General features: G+C 72.9%; 12 protein-coding genes. 5 read left to right on the top strand and 7 right to left on the bottom strand.

What is annotated here, in order from left to right:
- Window positions 1-5 precede the first annotated feature (5 nt).
- From FHS22_RS13005 to absR1, 4 genes are read right to left on the bottom strand one after another with little or no spacing between them, the layout of a single operon-like run.
- Window positions 6-1,247 (bottom strand): DUF6895 family protein, encoded by a 1,242-nt coding sequence (locus FHS22_RS13005; protein ID WP_184941437.1) that lies wholly within the window; start codon window positions 1,245-1,247, stop codon window positions 6-8.
- On the bottom strand, window positions 1,244-2,080 hold the full coding sequence (locus FHS22_RS13000; protein WP_184941435.1) for a class I SAM-dependent methyltransferase: 837 nt from the start codon (window positions 2,078-2,080) through the stop codon (window positions 1,244-1,246). The genes FHS22_RS13005 and FHS22_RS13000 overlap by 4 nt, the downstream gene beginning before the upstream one ends.
- Window positions 2,081-2,086: 6 nt before the next feature.
- Window positions 2,087-2,314, bottom strand: a complete 228-nt coding sequence (locus tag FHS22_RS12995) for a hypothetical protein (RefSeq protein WP_184941433.1) — start codon at window positions 2,312-2,314, stop codon at window positions 2,087-2,089.
- Window positions 2,315-2,346: 32 nt separating this feature from the next.
- Window positions 2,347-3,432 carry a beta-glucuronidase AbsR1 gene (absR1, locus tag FHS22_RS12990; RefSeq protein ID WP_184941431.1) on the bottom strand — a complete coding sequence of 362 codons (1,086 nt, stop codon included), beginning with the start codon at window positions 3,430-3,432 and terminating at the stop codon, window positions 2,347-2,349.
- A gap of 95 nt (window positions 3,433-3,527) precedes the next feature.
- Here absR1 and FHS22_RS38965 point away from each other — a divergent pair, with 95 nt between their 5' ends.
- The gene (locus tag FHS22_RS38965; RefSeq protein ID WP_184941430.1) at window positions 3,528-5,369 is read left to right on the top strand and encodes a helix-turn-helix transcriptional regulator; all 1,842 of its coding nucleotides are present in this window, start codon (window positions 3,528-3,530) and stop codon (window positions 5,367-5,369) included.
- Window positions 5,370-5,614: 245 nt separating this feature from the next.
- Here the strand turns inward: FHS22_RS38965 and FHS22_RS12980 are convergent, their stop codons facing one another.
- A complete protein-coding gene (locus FHS22_RS12980) occupies window positions 5,615-6,595 on the bottom strand; it encodes a DMT family transporter (protein ID WP_184941428.1) in 981 nt (326 codons plus the stop codon).
- Window positions 6,596-6,668: 73 nt separating this feature from the next.
- On the opposite strand from FHS22_RS12980, the gene FHS22_RS12975 reads away from it, so the two are divergent.
- Both FHS22_RS12975 and FHS22_RS12970 read left to right on the top strand, forming a co-directional pair.
- A complete protein-coding gene (locus tag FHS22_RS12975) occupies window positions 6,669-7,592 on the top strand; it encodes a LysR family transcriptional regulator (protein ID WP_184941426.1) in 924 nt (307 codons plus the stop codon).
- Between the two features lie 166 nt (window positions 7,593-7,758).
- The gene (locus FHS22_RS12970) at window positions 7,759-10,290 is read left to right on the top strand and encodes an ATP-binding protein (RefSeq protein ID WP_184941425.1); all 2,532 of its coding nucleotides are present in this window, start codon (window positions 7,759-7,761) and stop codon (window positions 10,288-10,290) included.
- Between the two features lie 123 nt (window positions 10,291-10,413).
- Here the strand turns inward: FHS22_RS12970 and FHS22_RS12965 are convergent, their stop codons facing one another.
- Entirely contained in the window at window positions 10,414-10,824 is a 411-nt protein-coding gene (locus FHS22_RS12965) for an STAS domain-containing protein (protein ID WP_184941423.1), read from the bottom strand.
- Window positions 10,825-11,142: 318 nt separating this feature from the next.
- On the opposite strand from FHS22_RS12965, the gene FHS22_RS12960 reads away from it, so the two are divergent.
- Window positions 11,143-12,912 carry a sensor histidine kinase gene (locus FHS22_RS12960; RefSeq protein ID WP_184941421.1) on the top strand — a complete coding sequence of 590 codons (1,770 nt, stop codon included), beginning with the start codon at window positions 11,143-11,145 and terminating at the stop codon, window positions 12,910-12,912.
- 375 nt (window positions 12,913-13,287) lie between these two features.
- Window positions 13,288-14,370 (top strand): lipocalin family protein, encoded by a 1,083-nt coding sequence (locus FHS22_RS12955; protein ID WP_184941419.1) that lies wholly within the window; start codon window positions 13,288-13,290, stop codon window positions 14,368-14,370.
- Window positions 14,371-14,474: 104 nt separating this feature from the next.
- On the opposite strand, the gene FHS22_RS12950 is transcribed toward FHS22_RS12955, so the two are convergent.
- Window positions 14,475-14,888: a MarR family winged helix-turn-helix transcriptional regulator gene (locus FHS22_RS12950; RefSeq protein ID WP_184941417.1), complete on the bottom strand. Its 414-nt coding sequence runs from the start codon at window positions 14,886-14,888 to the stop codon at window positions 14,475-14,477.
- Window positions 14,889-14,977 lie beyond the last annotated feature (89 nt).

Raw genomic sequence — 14,977 nt, 5'->3', positions numbered from 1 at the left:
GGGCGTCACGCGAAGGTCCACGAGGCACCCCCGAGCCGGGCGCGGACGGTCAGCAGCCGCCGCGCCGCCCCGTCGACGACGCTGGACCCGGCCACGTCGCGCATGCCGAGGAGCGCCAGGACGCCGGGGGTGTCCTGGCGGGAGGCGGCGTCGAGGAGATAGGCGTCGACCACGGTGCGCAGGAGGTCCGGCTCGCCTCCGCGCGCCGCCGCGATCCCCTCCCACGACTCGCAGGTGTGCACGATCTGCGCGCCCAGCCCCGTGACGCCCGCGCGTCCGCCGTGCCACTCCTCCGGGAGCTCCGGCTCCGGGACCCCCGACGTCATGAGACGGGCGAGCGCGCTCCCGTGCGCGCCGGACGTGATCAGGACCGCGCAGAGCAGGCCGTAGACGAAGGTGCTGTGATAGCTGTGGAAGAACAGGTACGCGGACGGATCCTCCGCGGCGGCATGGTCCTGCGCGCGGAAGGTCGGGGCGGGCACGAAGCCGAGCCGGTCGAAGACCGTGCTCAGCGCCGCGGCCGCGGCGAGGGTCCCGGCCTCCGGCGCCCCGCGGGTGAGCACGTCGGTGACGGCCAGCTCGCCGGCCAGGTCGAAGTCGCCGAGCAGCAGCCGCGCCGCGGCGAGCGCGCCGATCCAGCCCGGGGCGGCCGGTACCCGGCCGGCGTTGCCGAAGTCGGTGAGGTACATGGCCGCGTGCGTGATCGCGTAGAGGTCGTTCCGGCTCATGAGCAGCGCGCCGTCGAGGTTCCACAGGGACGTGGTCGACCGCAGGCCGGCCGAGGAGATCCGGGAGTCGGGCCTCCCCCGCGCGATCATCCGGGTCCACGCCTGGTCCAGCAACCGGTACGGCACGCGCTCCCGGGGCTCGACGACCGGGGCGTTCCAGAGCTCGCGCAGCAGTCCCCGCTTCACCGGATCCCCGGCGGACAACCGGTCGAGGAAGACCCAGACGGCCCCCGCGGACGTCCACAGGTAGGGGCGCCAGCGCACGATCTCGTATGTGCGGTCGAGGGACTCGCGGCAGTCCGTGATCGCGCCGACGAGATCGGTGACCGCGGGGTGGGGGCCGATGGCGCGCCGGGCGAGCAGCGCCAGCAGGGCCGCCTCGACCAGCAGCTTGTCGAACGGCTGGACGACGGCGGTGCCGTCCTGCCTCCAGGGCGGCCGTCCGGGGTCCGCGGCCCGGATGGTGACGGCGCCCCACCTGAGGGCGGCGACGAGGCGGTCTTCGAGCTCGCGTGTCACGATGGCTTCCTTCCTGGGACGTTCCTTCGGGCGATGAGGCGTTCCAGCTCCCCGGGCCCGTCGATCACCCGTTCGCCGGGCGGTCCCTCGGTGACGACGACCAGGTGCGACGGGGTCAGCGCGGTCCCGTCGAGGAGGACCGACACCTCCAGCACCCCTCGCGACCCGAGGAACAGGTCGCACATGACGGGTACGCCCGGCCGGGCCGGCTGCAGCCCGAACTCGTAGGAGCGCAGCGGCGCTCCGGCCAGCGCGCGGCGGCGCAGCGTGAGGGTGCCCGCCGCGGTGACCCGCACCGCCCTGGTGAGCAGGTAGGCGGCCCCCGCGGGGACCTGGACGTGTGTCGCCGGCGCGTCCCACTCGACCAGCCCGCGGGACGACGCCGGCTCGTAGGCGAAGATGTCCGAGGCGCCTGTGACGCCCGGGCCGCCTGTGGGGATGCGGGCCGAGGCCACGGCCCCCGCGACCGGGTACCGCACGGCGAGGAGGCATCGGCACCGCCCGAGCGCGAGGAGGGCGTGGCCGAGGCGCTGGTTCAGCGCCCCGCCCAGGTACAGGTAGGCGAGGTCTCCGGCCACGCCGGCGTGGTCGAGAACGTCACCCTCGATAAGGGTGACGTTCCCGGCCGGTACTCGCACGCGTGCGTGCTCAAGGGCGTGCGCGTCGATGTCGACGCCGACGCACGGCAGGTCCGGGAACCTTCGCGCGACGCTCAGCAGCACCTCGCCCCGGCCGCAGCCGAAGTCCACGAACTGGGCGGGCCGGTCGGCCTCGATCAGATCGAGGAGCGTCCGGATGACGGCGGGCGGTGAGTCGGCGACGACGGAGCGCACGGCGGTCTACCCCTTCGGGCCGGCGAGGCGCCGCAGCTCCTCGATCCCGGTCGCGTCGCCCTTGTAGATGAGCAGGTAGCCGTCCCATGCGAGGGCGCCGCTGTCGGTCGGGTTCTCCGGGTCGAGCTCGGCGGTCTCGACGATCGTGAGCAGGTCCTGGATCGTCCCGCCGAAGTTGACGATGCCGGCCTGCTGCAGGGCGTCGGCGATGCTCTTGACGTTCTTGTTCCGCATTGCGTTTCCTCTCTCGTTCACCGTGCCGGTGGTCACCAGCACATGACAGCCGTCTGGCCCGACCCCCATGAGGAGTGCAGGCGCACACGGACGATGTAGCGGCGCCCCTTGACCAGGTGGGCCGTCACGGACGCGTTGCCGGGCCGCCCGCCGTCGTCCTCGCCGGTCAGGTAGCGCGGTTCTCCGCCGATCTCCTCGAACAGCACGAGCACCGCGTCGCTCTCGCCGAACGTGGCGACGGTGTAGTCGCGGGTCGCCTCGGGCACGACCAGGAAGTCGGCCTGGGCCCCCGCGTCCAGGCCGAGCGGGGCCGAGCGGAAGGGGAGGAGCCGGGGCGGCTCGGCGTCTCCGAAGGACGGGTACCAGCGCCGGGCGAACGCGGCGTCGGTCTCGGAGATCGTCCCCGGCGGGAACAAGCCGGCCCGGAACCTCTCCGGTTCCAGGATGAGACCCGGGCTGAAGGGATACTCCATGATCGACTGCGGGTCCCAGTCCGATCCGTTCACCTCGGCGGGATCCTGCTTGCGGATGATGTTGTGGAAGGTCCGCTCCCGGGGCCAGAAGTTCGGCGGGCCGGCCAGGTTCGCGTAGACCGCCTCCTCGTCCCAGACGATGCCCGCGAACGGGCTCTGGTGCTCGTGGACCATCCCGAGGGCGTGGCCGATCTCGTGCAGGGCCGTGGACCGCTCGTCCGGAGGCGTGAGGTCCCACCCGAAGTTCATGGTGCGCTGGTCGGTCGCGACCGCGAGCGCGCTGCGTCCCACCCGGGAGAACGATCCGCCGCCGCGCTGGAAGCCGATCCGCAGCTCCGCCTCGGTCCGGTCGGCCACCTCGGTGAACTCCAGGCCGATTCCCAGGTCCTTCCACGCCCGGAAGCTCTCGCGGACGACGTCCTGCTGGTCCTTGCCGCCGACCCAGGAGACCCACCGCCGGGTCTCCTCTCCCGGGATCGGGATGACGGACCCGTCGGTCTCCCCGTCGAAGAAGTAGTAGTGCAGGACCGTGCCGTTCAGCCACGTGAAGCGCGTGGCGACGATCGCGTTCAGCCGGTCGGCGTCGAGGTCGGCAGGGAGCGCCGGCGGAGGCTGCCGGGGGATGGAGCAGTAACGAATGTTCATGGCACCAGGCTGCGGCCGGGCACCCGGCGGACGCCTGAGCAGGGGCATGCTCAACCGTCCCTGTATCAGACCTGAGCAACCCGGCTCTCCCTGTCATGGAGAACCTCCGGAGGCCCTGGCCGTTCACCGGCCGGGGCGAAGAACTCGATCTCGTACGGCGGAGCCTCTCCGCGGGCCACCGGGGAACCGTGGTGACCGGGGCCGCCGGGAGCGGCAAGACCCGCCTCGCCGCGGAGGCCGTACGCGAACTGGAGCACGTCATGGTCGCCGGCACGCCCGGAGCGCGGCCGATGCCCTTCGCCGCCTTCGCCCAGTTGCTGCCGGGCACCGTCTCCCTGCACCGGGCTGCTCAGGCGCTGCAGCCGGTGCGCGTGCTGGTGGTGGACGACGCCCACCTGCTCGACGAGGCCTCGGCGGCGCTCGTCCACCACCTGGCGGTGCACGGACGGACCCGCCTCCTCGTGCTGGCTCGGCCGGACCGCGGCGCACCGGACGCGGTGGCGCGGCTCCGGACGGGCGGACCGCTGCCGCATCTGCCGCTGGGCCCCCTCCCCGCAGACGCCTCGGCCCGGCTGCTGGAGGAGGTGCTGGGAGGTCGCGTGAACACCCTCACCGCCCGCCGGCTGCACCGCGCGTGCCAGGGCGACCTGCGGCTGCTGCACGAACTGCTCGCCGCCGTGCACGCGGCCGGGCGGTTGCGCATGGAGGACGGCCTGTGGACCTGGCGCGGCCCGGTGCCTGTCACCTCGCGTCTGGGCGAGCTGGCAGAAGCGTCCATCGCGGCCTCGGCGGCCTCGGCGGCCTCGGCGGCCTCGGCGGCCTCCGTCGGCACGGAGGAGGCGGAGGCGATGGAACGGCTCGCCTTCGCCGAGCCGCTGCAGGCCCCGGCTCTGCCGGAGTGCGTGCTGGAGCGCCTGGAGGCCGGGCGGTTCGTCGCCGTCGGCGGCCGCCCGGAGATCCGTCTCGCCCACCCCCTGCACGGTCCGCTGCTACGCGCCCGTGCCGGGCGGCTGCGCGCGGCACGGCTCCGCCGTACCGACCGGGACTTCGCCTCCGCGCTGGCCGCGGAGTGCGACGAACTGGCGGACCGCGTCACCGCCGGGGACCTCCGGGAGCTCCCCGGCGGCGCGGGGGAGTGGCTGGTCGAGGAGGACTCCGGCTGGGAGGAGCCCGCGCTGCCGGAGTTCTGCGCCCGCCGCGCCCGGTTCGCCAGGTTGCGGGGCGAGGTCCGCGAGGCCCTGTCCTGGAGCGGGGAGGGGCTGCGCCGCGACGGCGGGCACCCCGGCTGCCTGGCCGAACTGGCCCATGCCGCCGCCTACCTCGGCGACCTGGAGACCGCGCGGCGGGCGCTGTCCGGCGATCGCACGCCCACACCGGCCCGTACGTGGCTGCTCGCGGCGGAGGGCGACCTCGGCGGGGCGCTGCGCTCGCTCACCGGAGACTGCGCGTTCGCCCTGCACGACGCCGTACGGCTGGGCGCCCCCGGCCTGGTCGCGGACCGGCTGGGACGGCTGCCCGGAGCGCTCCCCGCGCTGCTGGCGGAGCACGCGACCGCGCTGATCTCGTGCGAAGGCAAGGCCCTGGACCGGGTGGCGGACCGGCTCCGGCAGTGCGGCCTGTCCCTCCACGCGGCCGAGGCGTTCGCGCAGGCGGCCGCGGCCCACCGCGACCACCGGGCGTCGCGCGTCTCCCGTGCCAGGGCCTCGGCCCTGGCACGGCACTGCCAGGGGGCGCGGACCCCGGCGCTGGTCGACGTCACTCTGGGAGAGCTCACCCCCCGGCAGCGGCAGGTGGTGAGCCTGGCCGCCGGCGGTCTGAGCAACCGCCAGATCGCCCAGCAGCTCACCCTGTCCACCCGCACCGTGGCCAACCACCTGTACGGGGCCTACACGCGCCTGGGCGGCGGCGACCGGGCCGGGCTGGAGCGCCTGTTCTAGAGACGTTCCCCGCATCTTCGGCGTGGCGGGGATCCGGGGCACCCGCCACGCCGGCACACCGCGGCAGCCGCCCCTGGCCGCTTGCCGAGCCTCCACTCGACGTTCTGGGCGAACACGAGGTGCTGGGTGGCGACATCGAGGGCTTCTGCGTGGCGCCGGCCGCCGGCGAAGGGGCACTGAGCCATCGCGGCCGGTGGCGCGAGCAGCTGAACAGGAACGATGACCGGACGCGCAGCGAGGAGAGGTCACCTCGTGTACGGCGCGGGCTCCTTCGGAGCGTCCACGGCGCGCTGCCCGGACGTCCGGTGCGGTTCTCGGTCACGGCGCCCGGCCCGGGCCGGGCGGGCCTGCAGGACGGCGACGGAGGACAGGACGAGCAGGCCGCCGACGAGCTGCACCGGCGTGAGGAACTCCGTCAGGGTGAGGGCGGCCAGTGCCGTGGTGACGACCGGCTCGAAGGTCGACAGGATGGCCGCAGTGGAAGGACCGGTGCGCCGCAGCCCGGCGAAGAAGGTGAGCATCGCCACGACCGTGGACACGACGGCGATGCACGCCAGCCACCACCAGCCCTGTACGCCGAAGCCGAGGTCGACGCCGCCGGTGAGCAGGGCGCGGACGGCCAGGGTGAAGGCGGCTCCGGTCATCACCAGCGCGCAGAGCACCACCGGCGGCAGCCGGTGCACCACGGTGTCGGAGACCAGGATGTAGACGGTGTAGGTGATCGAGGCGCCGAAGGCCAGGAGCACGCCGAGCGGGTTGAAGTCCAGCCCGCCGGTACCGATCAGGACGAGCAGCGTTCCGCAGCACGCGGCCGCCAGCGCGGCGACCCGTCCGGAGGTCAGGCGGTCGCGGCCGAGCAGGACCGCCGTCACGGTGACCAGCAGCGGATAGGTGTAGAAGACCAGGGACAGCAGCGAGGCGTCCATCAGTTCCAGGGCCGAGAAGTACAGGCTCGCCTGCGCCGCATACCCGACCGCGCCCAGTCCGACGGCCGTCCCCAGCACACCGGCGGTCGCGCGACCGGGACGGGGCGCCGAAGCGGAAGGTGAGGGGCCGCGGCGGAGCCCCGGCCGCAGAAGCAGCAGCAGCATCAGCACGGCGGCCGCCAGGCCGAAGCGCACCAGCAGCAGCGCCGCGGGTGAGACGCCCGCGGCGTAGGCGAGCTTGCCGAAGATCGCCATGGCGCCGAAGCACGCCGCTGACAGCAGACACATCGCAGGACCCATGCCTCCAGCATCAGCGGTCACGACTCATCGCGTCCAGCGACGATTGGTGGACCTGATTCATTAGAATTCATGCATGATCGAGTTCGATCTCCGACGGCTCCGCCTGCTGCGCGAATTCGAGGAGCGCGGGACGCTGGCCGCGGTCGCGGCGGCCCTGGACTACAGCCCGTCCGCGGTCTCGCAGCAGTTGAGCGTGCTGGAGAAGGAGGTCGGCGCGCGATTGCTCGAAAAGGCCGGGCGCGGTGTGCGGCTGACCGACGCCGGGCGGCTGCTGGCGCAGCACGCGCGGGTCCTGCTGGCGGCGGCCGAGGCGACGGCGGCGGACCTGGCGGCCCTGGGCGGTGAGGTCCGGGGCACCGTACGCGCCGGCGGCCTGCAGTCGGCGGCGCGCCGCCTGCTGGTGCCCGCCGTGGCCCGCCTGATGGCCGAGCACCCGCTGGTGCGCGTGGAGGTCTCCGAACTCGAACTGGAGCAGGCGCTGCCGGGGCTGCGCCTGGGAGCGGTCGACCTGGTCATCAGCGACGAGTACGACGGCCACCCGCGCCCCCGGCCGGCAGGGCTGTGCTTCGCGCCGCTGCACGAGGAACCGCTCAAGCTGGTGCTCCCGCCGGCGCATCCGCTGGCCCGGCGGGAAGGGCCCGTCGCCCTGGCCTCGCTGCGCCAGGAGGTCTGGGTCGCCTCGGCCGCGGGCACCGGTCACCACGCCATGGTGGTGGGGACCTGCCGGTCTCTGGGCGGCTACGAACCCGATGTGCGGCACCGCTCCAACGACGCGGAGATCCAGCTCGAGCTCGTGCGCACCACGGGAGCCGTCGGGCTGCTGCCGGTCCTGACACTGCCGGCGGCGGACACGGCGCTGGCGATCCGCGACGTCGCCGAAGCCGTCGTCCGGCGCCGCCTCGTCGCCGTCACCCGGGAAGGCCCGACGGCTCCCGCGCTGAGAGCGCTCCTGGGAGCCGTGACCGATCAGGTGCGCCGAGTCGGCCGACTCCCGTGACACCGCGGGCGGGGAGGTCCGGTGGCGGTGGCGCACCGCGGAGCCGTACCGGCCGACGCGCTCCCGCCGTGACGGCCCCGGTCGTGGAGACGCCGCGTGAAGAGGCGGAAGACGAAGGCGAACAAAAACCCCAAATGGGTACGAAACCTATTTGGGGGTGAGGGAGATGCGCGTAGCCGACCGTTTCCACGACCGGAGCCGCCTGCAGGCCCTGCGTGCCACCGGCCTGCTGGAGGCGACGAACGTCCCGCTGCTGGACCGGGTGACCCGGCTGGCGGCCCGGTGGCTGCAGACGTCGGTGGCCATGGTGTCGCTGATCACCGCCGACCGCCAGGTCGTCGTCAGCGCGGCCGGCCCCGCCGATCCGTGGACGGTCCAGCACAGCCCCTTGTCGCAGTCCTTGTGCCAGAACATCGTGGCCACCGGCACGCCCCTGATCGTGCCGGACGCCCGAGCCGACGAGCGCTGGCGCGACGTCGTGACGGTGGGCGGCGGGCAGCTGCTGTCCTACGCGGGGATGCCGTTGCACACCGAGGGCGACCAGGTGCTGGGCGCGGTGTGCGTGATCGACGACCGGCCCCGGCAGTGGAGCGCCGAGCAACTCGGCACACTGGAGGATCTGGCCGCGATGGTGGAGGCGGAGATCGCGGTACGGCTGGCGCACGCTCAGGCGGCGCTGGACCGCGTGCCGGAGGCGGCCCTGTCCTTCGACGCCGCCGGGGCGGTGATGGCGTGGAACGCCGCGGCCGAGCGCCTGTTCGGCTGGTCGCCCATCGAGGCGCTCGGCCGGCCGGTCGAGGAGCTGATCTGCCCTCGGCGGCTGCGCGCCGGTTGGGACCGGATCCTGCGCCGGGTGTGGGAAGAGGGCGGATCGGCCGGACAGCGCCTGGAACTGACAGCGGTCGACCGGTCCGGGCGGGAGTTCCCCGTCGAGATGCTCGTACGCACCGCGGCCGGCAACGACGGGTTGCTGTACGACGCGCTGCTGCACGACATCACCGACCAGAAGCGCCTCGGGGTACTGCGTCAGATCCAGCAGGCGGTGGTGCAGGTGCTGGCCGAGGCCGCCTCCAGCCGGGAGGCGGCCGCCGGGGTGCTGGCCGCGGTCACCGGCGCCCTGGGCTGGACCTGCGGTGAGTACTGGCAGGTCCAGCCCGGCGGGAGCGGTATCACACGCATCGCCTCCTGGGTGCGGCCCGGGCGGGAGGCGGCGGTCTTCACCGGCGCCGAGCCGCTCACCTTCGAGCGGGGCAGAGGGCTGGCCGGCCTGGTGTGGGACAGCGGACGCGCGATGTGGCTGGCGGACCTGTCGGCCGATGACCGCGACTTCGTCCGCAAGCGCGAGGCGTTGCAGGCCGGTCTGCACGCCGCCGTCGGCCTGCCGGTCTGCAGCGGCGGGCGGGCGGGAGAGGCGGGAGGGGTGCTGGCCTTCTTCTCCGACACCGTGCAGAGCCCCGACGAGGACCTGGTCACCCTGCTGGACGGGGTCTGCGCCCACGTCGGCCGGTACATGGAGCGCCGCCGCGCCGAGGAACTGACGTTGGAGCTGGCCGAGAGCCGACGCTGGTTCGAGCAGGTCATCGCTCAGCTCGACGATGATGTGTGGACCGCGGAGATCGGCCCGGACGGCGGGGTCGGCTGCCTGAAGGCCGGTCCGAACTTCGCCAAACTGCTCGGGGGTCCGCCGCCTGCGGGCAGCGGCGCGTTCGAGACCGTCATGCGGCAGATCCACCCCGACGACCACCCGTCCGTCGCCGCCTTCCAAGCCGCCGTCGCCTCCGGCCGCCGGGCCGAGGTCGAATACCGGCTCATCGGCCTGGACGGCGTCACCCGCTGGATCTGGATGCGGGGCATGCCGCGCCGCGAAGGGACGAGGTCGCTGGTCGACGGCATCTCCACCGACATCACCGAACGCCACCGGCTTGCCGAGCAACGCGAACGCCTGCTGGCCGCCGAGCAGGAGCAGGTGCGCCGCCTGCGGGAGCTGGACGCGATGAAGGACGAGCTGATGGCCCTGGTCACCCACGAGCTGCGCAATCCCATCGGCGCCGTCCGCGGTTACGTCGAGCTGCTGCTGGAGGATGCGGACCTGACCGACGGGCAGCGCACCTTCGCCGACGTGATCGACCGCAAGAGCGCCCACATGCAGTGCCTGGTCGACGACCTGCTCGATCTGGCCCGGCTGGAGGCCGGGCACGTCGGTATCGACCCGCGGCCCCTGGCGCTGACCGGTCTGCTGCGCGAGGCCCTCGACGACCACCGGCCCGCCGCCGAGGCCAGGAAGCTGACCGTCGGCGCGGAGCTGGCCCAGGGGCTGCGCGTGCACGCCGATCCGGTGCGGTTGCGCCAGATGGTCGACAACCTGCTGTCGAACGCGATCAAGTACACCCCGTCGGGCGGGACGGTGACCGTCACCGCCCGGTCCGCCGACGGCAGCGCCTGCGCGGGCGGATCGGTCATGATCGAAATCGCCGACACCGGTATCGGCGTTCCCGCCGAGCAGTACGGGCAGCTGTTCCACCGGTTCTTCCGCGCCTCCACCGCCAAAGCCGCCGGGATCAAGGGCACCGGCCTGGGCCTGGCCGTCACCAAGGCGATCGTGACCGCGCACGGCGGCACCATCACGGCCTCACCCCGCGACGGCGGCGGCACCGTCTTCACCGTGCGCCTGCCCGTGGACCCGCCGGAACCGGGCTGATGCCCGCACCGGAGCACGGCTCACCGGCCGTTCCGGCACCGGGGGAGACCGCCTCCGGCGCTGCCGCATGGACAGGCCTTCGAGGCGAAGGCCTGTCGCGCGGCGGCTGTCCGGGGAGCGGGTCTACGCGGAGCTGAGGTGTTCGTTGCCGGGGCGGGCGGTGCGGCGGGTGGCCGCGCGCAGGGCGTCGGCGACGTCGGAGTGGACGGTGAAGGTGGTGCGCAGGCCGGTGACGGCCAGGACGCGGGCCACGACGCCGCCGACGCCGGCGAGCATCAGCCGGGTGCCCCGGGTCTCGCTGCGCTGCAGGGCGGTGACCAGCACGCCGAGGCCGGCGGAGTCGCAGAAGGCGGTCTCGGCCAGGTCGATGATGAGGACCGGCAGGTCGGGCAGGTCCCACAGGCGCTGCAGGTGCTCGTGCAGGACCGGGGCACCGGCCGCGTCCAGGGCGCCGGTGGCGCGCAGGACGACCGCGTCGTTGTACAGGCCGGCCCAGACGGTGAGCGCCGGGCCGTGATCGGGCGCGAACAGCATGGCGGAGCCTTCCTCCCGCCTGCGGGTTCCAGGGCAGGCATTTGCTCTTTTACCGATACCGCGGCGTTTCTAACACCGGGAAGACGCTTCGTCCGGTGCCGGCCGCGGAACCGGCGACGGCGCCCGCTTCGTCGCTTACCCCGCACGCCGCCGCGCAGGGCGAGCCGGCCCGGTGAGCCGCCCCGCCGCGGCAGTCGCGTCGGCGGCCACCCCGCCCCCGGCGGTGCCTCTTCGTGATCGCGTGACTGCACGAACGATAGATTCGAGGTGAGCCGCCGGTCGGCCTGCGGGTGATCGGCTGGGAAAGGGGGCGGCGGCGTGACGGGTACGCAGCGGGAAGTGGCGCTGGTCGCGCTGCTCGACGATGTCATCGCGGTGGCCGGCGCCACCGACGACCTGCAGGAGGCGGCGCACGCGACCCTGTCGGCGGTGTGCGAGGTGGCCGGTTGGTCGCTGGGGCATCTGTGCGTGCCGGCCGACGGCGAGGCGTTCGTCTCGGCCGGCATCTGGGTCGGGCCGATCGAGGACTTCCCGATGCTGCGGGAGATCGCCGAGACCACCCGCTTTCCTCCCGGGGTCGGTGTCGTCGGCCAGGTCGCCGCCACCGGGCAGCCGGTCTGGTCGTGCGATCTGACCGCCGACCCGCTGGCGGTGCGCGTCCTGCGGGGCCGTGACCCGGGCGTGCGGGCGGCGTTCGCCTTCCCCGTCCTGGCGGTCGACGGGGTCGCGGCGGTGCTGCAGTTCTTCTCCGAGCGGGTGATGGCGCGCGACGAGGCACTGCTGCGGGTGATGGCCACCGTCGGCCACCAGCTCGGCCGGGTGGCCGATCGCCGTACCGTGCACCAGGCCGTCCGGACCAGTCAGAGCCGGCTGCGGCAGATGATCGACGCCTCCGTGGAGGCCTTCATCTCCATGGACGCCGCCGGGCACATCACCGAATGGAACGCCGCGGCGACGCACATGTTCGGCCGCTCCCACGAGCAGGTGCTGGGCCGGCTGGTGCACGAGACGATCGTGCCGGAGCGCTACCGCGCGGCCGACCAGGCCGGGCGGGCCCGGTTCCTGGCCACCGGCCGGTCGAAGGTGCTGGGCCGCAGGCTGGAGCTGGCCGGTGTCCGGTCCGACGGCAGCGAGTTCCCCATCGAGATCGTGGTGTGGACCACCCGTGAGAACGGGGGCGAGTGGGCCTTTCACGCCTTCGTCCACGACATCACCGAGCGCCGCCAGGCCGAGCAGGCGCTGCGGCAGGCCTACGAGGCCGAGCAGGCCACCGTGGCCCGCCTGCGGGAGCTGGACGCGGCCAAGGACGCCTTCGTCGCCACCGTCTCCCACGAGTTGCGCACCCCGCTGACCACGCTGGCCGGATATCTGGAACTGCTCGGTGACAGCGAGGTCGGCCCGCTGAACGCTCAGCAGCAACGGATGGTGGAGGCAGGAACGCGCAGCGCGAGCCGGCTGCAGAACCTGGTCGAAGACCTGCTGGCGGTCAACACCCTGACCGCCGGCGAGCTGGTCGTGGACGCGGCTCCGGTCGCGGTGCGCCAGGCCGTCGAGGAGGCGGTGCGCACCGTCGGCGCCCAGGCCCGGAGCAGCGGCCACACCGTCGAGGTGCGGGTGGACGCCGGTGTGCAGACCGTCGTCGCCGATCGCGAGCTGCTGGTGCGGGCGATCGGCGCGCTGCTGTCCAACGCGGTCAAGTACTCGCCCGCCGGAACGTCGGTCACCGCGCACGCCTCGTCGCAGGGCGCGCAGGCGGTGATCGCGGTCGCCGACCACGGCGTCGGCATCGACGCCGACGAGCTGCCGCGGGTCTTCGAGCGCTTCTACCGCGCCCGCTACGCCCACGAGCACGCCATCCAGGGCGTCGGGCTGGGGCTGTGGCTGACCAGGACCATCGCCGAGGCCCACGGCGGAACCGTCACGGCCGCCAGCACCCCGGGCGAGGGCTCCGTCTTCACCCTGTACCTCCCGACGGCCGGTAACGGTCAGGACGCCGGTGAACGGCGGACATCCGACGGCGGCGGGGACCACTGCCGCACCGTCACCGTCAGGCTGCCGACCGGCCAGGGCGGTCCCGCGGATGGATGAGCCTGCGGCCGCACGCCGCCTGATCGGTCGGCGGCGACTCCGCGTGCACCGCAGCGTCGGCGAGTGTGCCGCCAGCTCCTCCGACTTCCGACTCCTCCGACTTCCGAGACGAGACATGTGACGAGCGCGTCCGCCGGCTGGGCGCCCTCGGCGGCCGGCGAACCGACGCCCCGGCGAGCCGTTCGCCGGCTGCGCGGTCCTCGGAGCGCTTGACATTGGTTTGTATTACCAACCATTATGAAGTTGTTGGTAATACAAACCAATGGCCCGGCCGGGAGCGATTCCGCTGCGATGGTGATCGTCTGCGGCTTTTTCCGGCCGGCGCCGGTGGATGAGCGACGGTCTCGTCCTCCCCTGATGCAAGGAGGAATCCTCATGCCCGCATTCGGGACCAAAGGCCGGGTGGCAGCCCCGGTCACCGCGGCAGCGGCCCTGGCGTTCTGCGCGTTCGCCGGCTCTTCGGCCCCGGCGGCCGCCCTGTCCGCAACCCCGACCGCCCGCACCGCCGCGTCAGGGATCCCTGCCCTGGTCGATCCCGCGACCGACCTGGGACGGCACACGCCCGGGCCTGAGCCGACCTGGTTCGACTCGATCTACTTCACCGGCTCGGTGAAGGCGAACGGCCAGGAGTTCGGTCTTCAGGTCCACACGCGCATCCTCCCGAACAGGAGTGAGGCCGCGTACCGCTGGACGTTCTCGGTGATCAACAAGACCACCGGGTGGTACAAGGACTACGACGCGATGGTCGAGCCGAAGGACTACCGGTGGAGCGAGGGCGAACTCGACATCAAGGCGCCAGGGCTGAGCTGGACGGGTGACTCCGTCCGCCAGTCGGTGCAGGTCGAGACGCCCTGGGGATCTCTCGATGTCCGGCTGGTGCCCACCGGCCCCGCCATGAACTACGCGTCGACCGGCGTTTTCAACCTGGCCGACGGCGTACCGAACTACGAGTTCGCGCTCCCGGAGATGCGGACGTCCGGAACGCTCGTCGTCGACGGTAAGAAGCACGAGGTCAGGGGTACCTCCTGGCTGGACAGGCAATGGGGTGAGATGCCGACGTCGCTGACCCGGTGGACGTGGATGAACCTCAGCATGCCCAACGGCGACAAGGTCGCCGTCTGGGACACGATCGGCGCCGGATCCAAGGACAGCTGGGCGACGGTGCTCCATCCGGACGGCTCCTACGACGTGGTCGACGTCGAGCCGCTCGCGCAGGGCGCCTCCCGGCAGTGGACCAGTCCGGCCACCGGCCAGACGTATCCCACTCGCTGGCGCGTCCGCATCCCCGCCCTGCGCTCCGAACTCGACGTGCGGATCACCGGAAATCCGGACCAGGAGATCGAGACTCCCGACGGAAGCGGCTACCTGGAGGCCACAGCGGCTTTCACCGGTAAGTACAACGGCAAAAGGGTCCGCGGCGAGAACTACGTCGAGATGACCGGCGAGTGGAACTCCTGATCAGCGGCGGAGCCGTCCTCGCCTGACGCAGTCCGACATCACCCCGGGATCGAACACCGGTCCCGGGGTGGGCCATCGGGATGGGCCATGGGGAGAAGACGGTCTCAGCCGGGGGAGTGCAGGGCGGCGTGCAGCAGCCGGACGAGTCGGTCGCGGTCCTGCGGGTCGAGCCGGTTTATCGCAGGTGCCAGTGCGCGTCGGACCTCGCCGTACACCTGCTCCGCCAGTTCCTGGCCGGCGGGGGTGAGGAACACGTCGACGACGCGGCGGTCTTGGGGATTCCTGCCCCTGGCCACCAGCCCTCGGTGTTCGGCGCGGTCGATGAGGCCGGACAGGGTCGATTTGTCCAGACCGAGGAACACGGCGAGTTCGGTCATGCGCGGGCGGCGGTCACGCAGGATGCCGAGGGCCCGCAGCTGGGTGAGTGAGAGGTCGCGCTCGGCTCCGATGCGGGTGAGCACGCCCGCCACCTGGAAGGTGCTGCGGACGAGGGCGTCCACGAGGGCGTCGGAAGTCATGTGCCCACGCTACTCGCCATTATTTGTATTACAAACTACTGGGGGGCCGGATCGCTCAGCGTGTCCCCGCGTCCCACCCGTCGGCCCGG

Origin of the sequence: Thiemannella venezuelensis (assembly GCF_014203605.1) — a bacterium.
Classification (GTDB): Bacteria; Actinomycetota; Actinomycetes; order Streptosporangiales; family Streptosporangiaceae; genus Planomonospora_A; species Planomonospora_A venezuelensis.
This window is presented reverse-complemented; position numbering and strand designations above follow the sequence as displayed.

Excerpts from the sequence above, each read along its gene's own strand:
- absR1 (WP_184941431.1), bottom strand. The coding sequence starts at position 3,432 with ATGAACATTCGTTACTGCTCCATCCCCCGGCAGCCTCCGCCGGCGCTC.
- FHS22_RS38965 (WP_184941430.1), top strand. The coding sequence starts at position 3,528 with ATGGAGAACCTCCGGAGGCCCTGGCCGTTCACCGGCCGGGGCGAAGAA.
- FHS22_RS12975 (WP_184941426.1), top strand. The coding sequence starts at position 6,669 with ATGATCGAGTTCGATCTCCGACGGCTCCGCCTGCTGCGCGAATTCGAG.
- FHS22_RS12955 (WP_184941419.1), top strand. The coding sequence starts at position 13,288 with ATGCCCGCATTCGGGACCAAAGGCCGGGTGGCAGCCCCGGTCACCGCG.
- FHS22_RS12970 (WP_184941425.1), top strand. The coding sequence starts at position 7,759 with ATGCGCGTAGCCGACCGTTTCCACGACCGGAGCCGCCTGCAGGCCCTG.
- FHS22_RS12980 (WP_184941428.1), bottom strand. The coding sequence starts at position 6,595 with ATGGGTCCTGCGATGTGTCTGCTGTCAGCGGCGTGCTTCGGCGCCATG.
- FHS22_RS12965 (WP_184941423.1), bottom strand. The coding sequence starts at position 10,824 with ATGCTGTTCGCGCCCGATCACGGCCCGGCGCTCACCGTCTGGGCCGGC.
- FHS22_RS12995 (WP_184941433.1), bottom strand. The coding sequence starts at position 2,314 with ATGCGGAACAAGAACGTCAAGAGCATCGCCGACGCCCTGCAGCAGGCC.
- FHS22_RS12950 (WP_184941417.1), bottom strand. The coding sequence starts at position 14,888 with ATGACTTCCGACGCCCTCGTGGACGCCCTCGTCCGCAGCACCTTCCAG.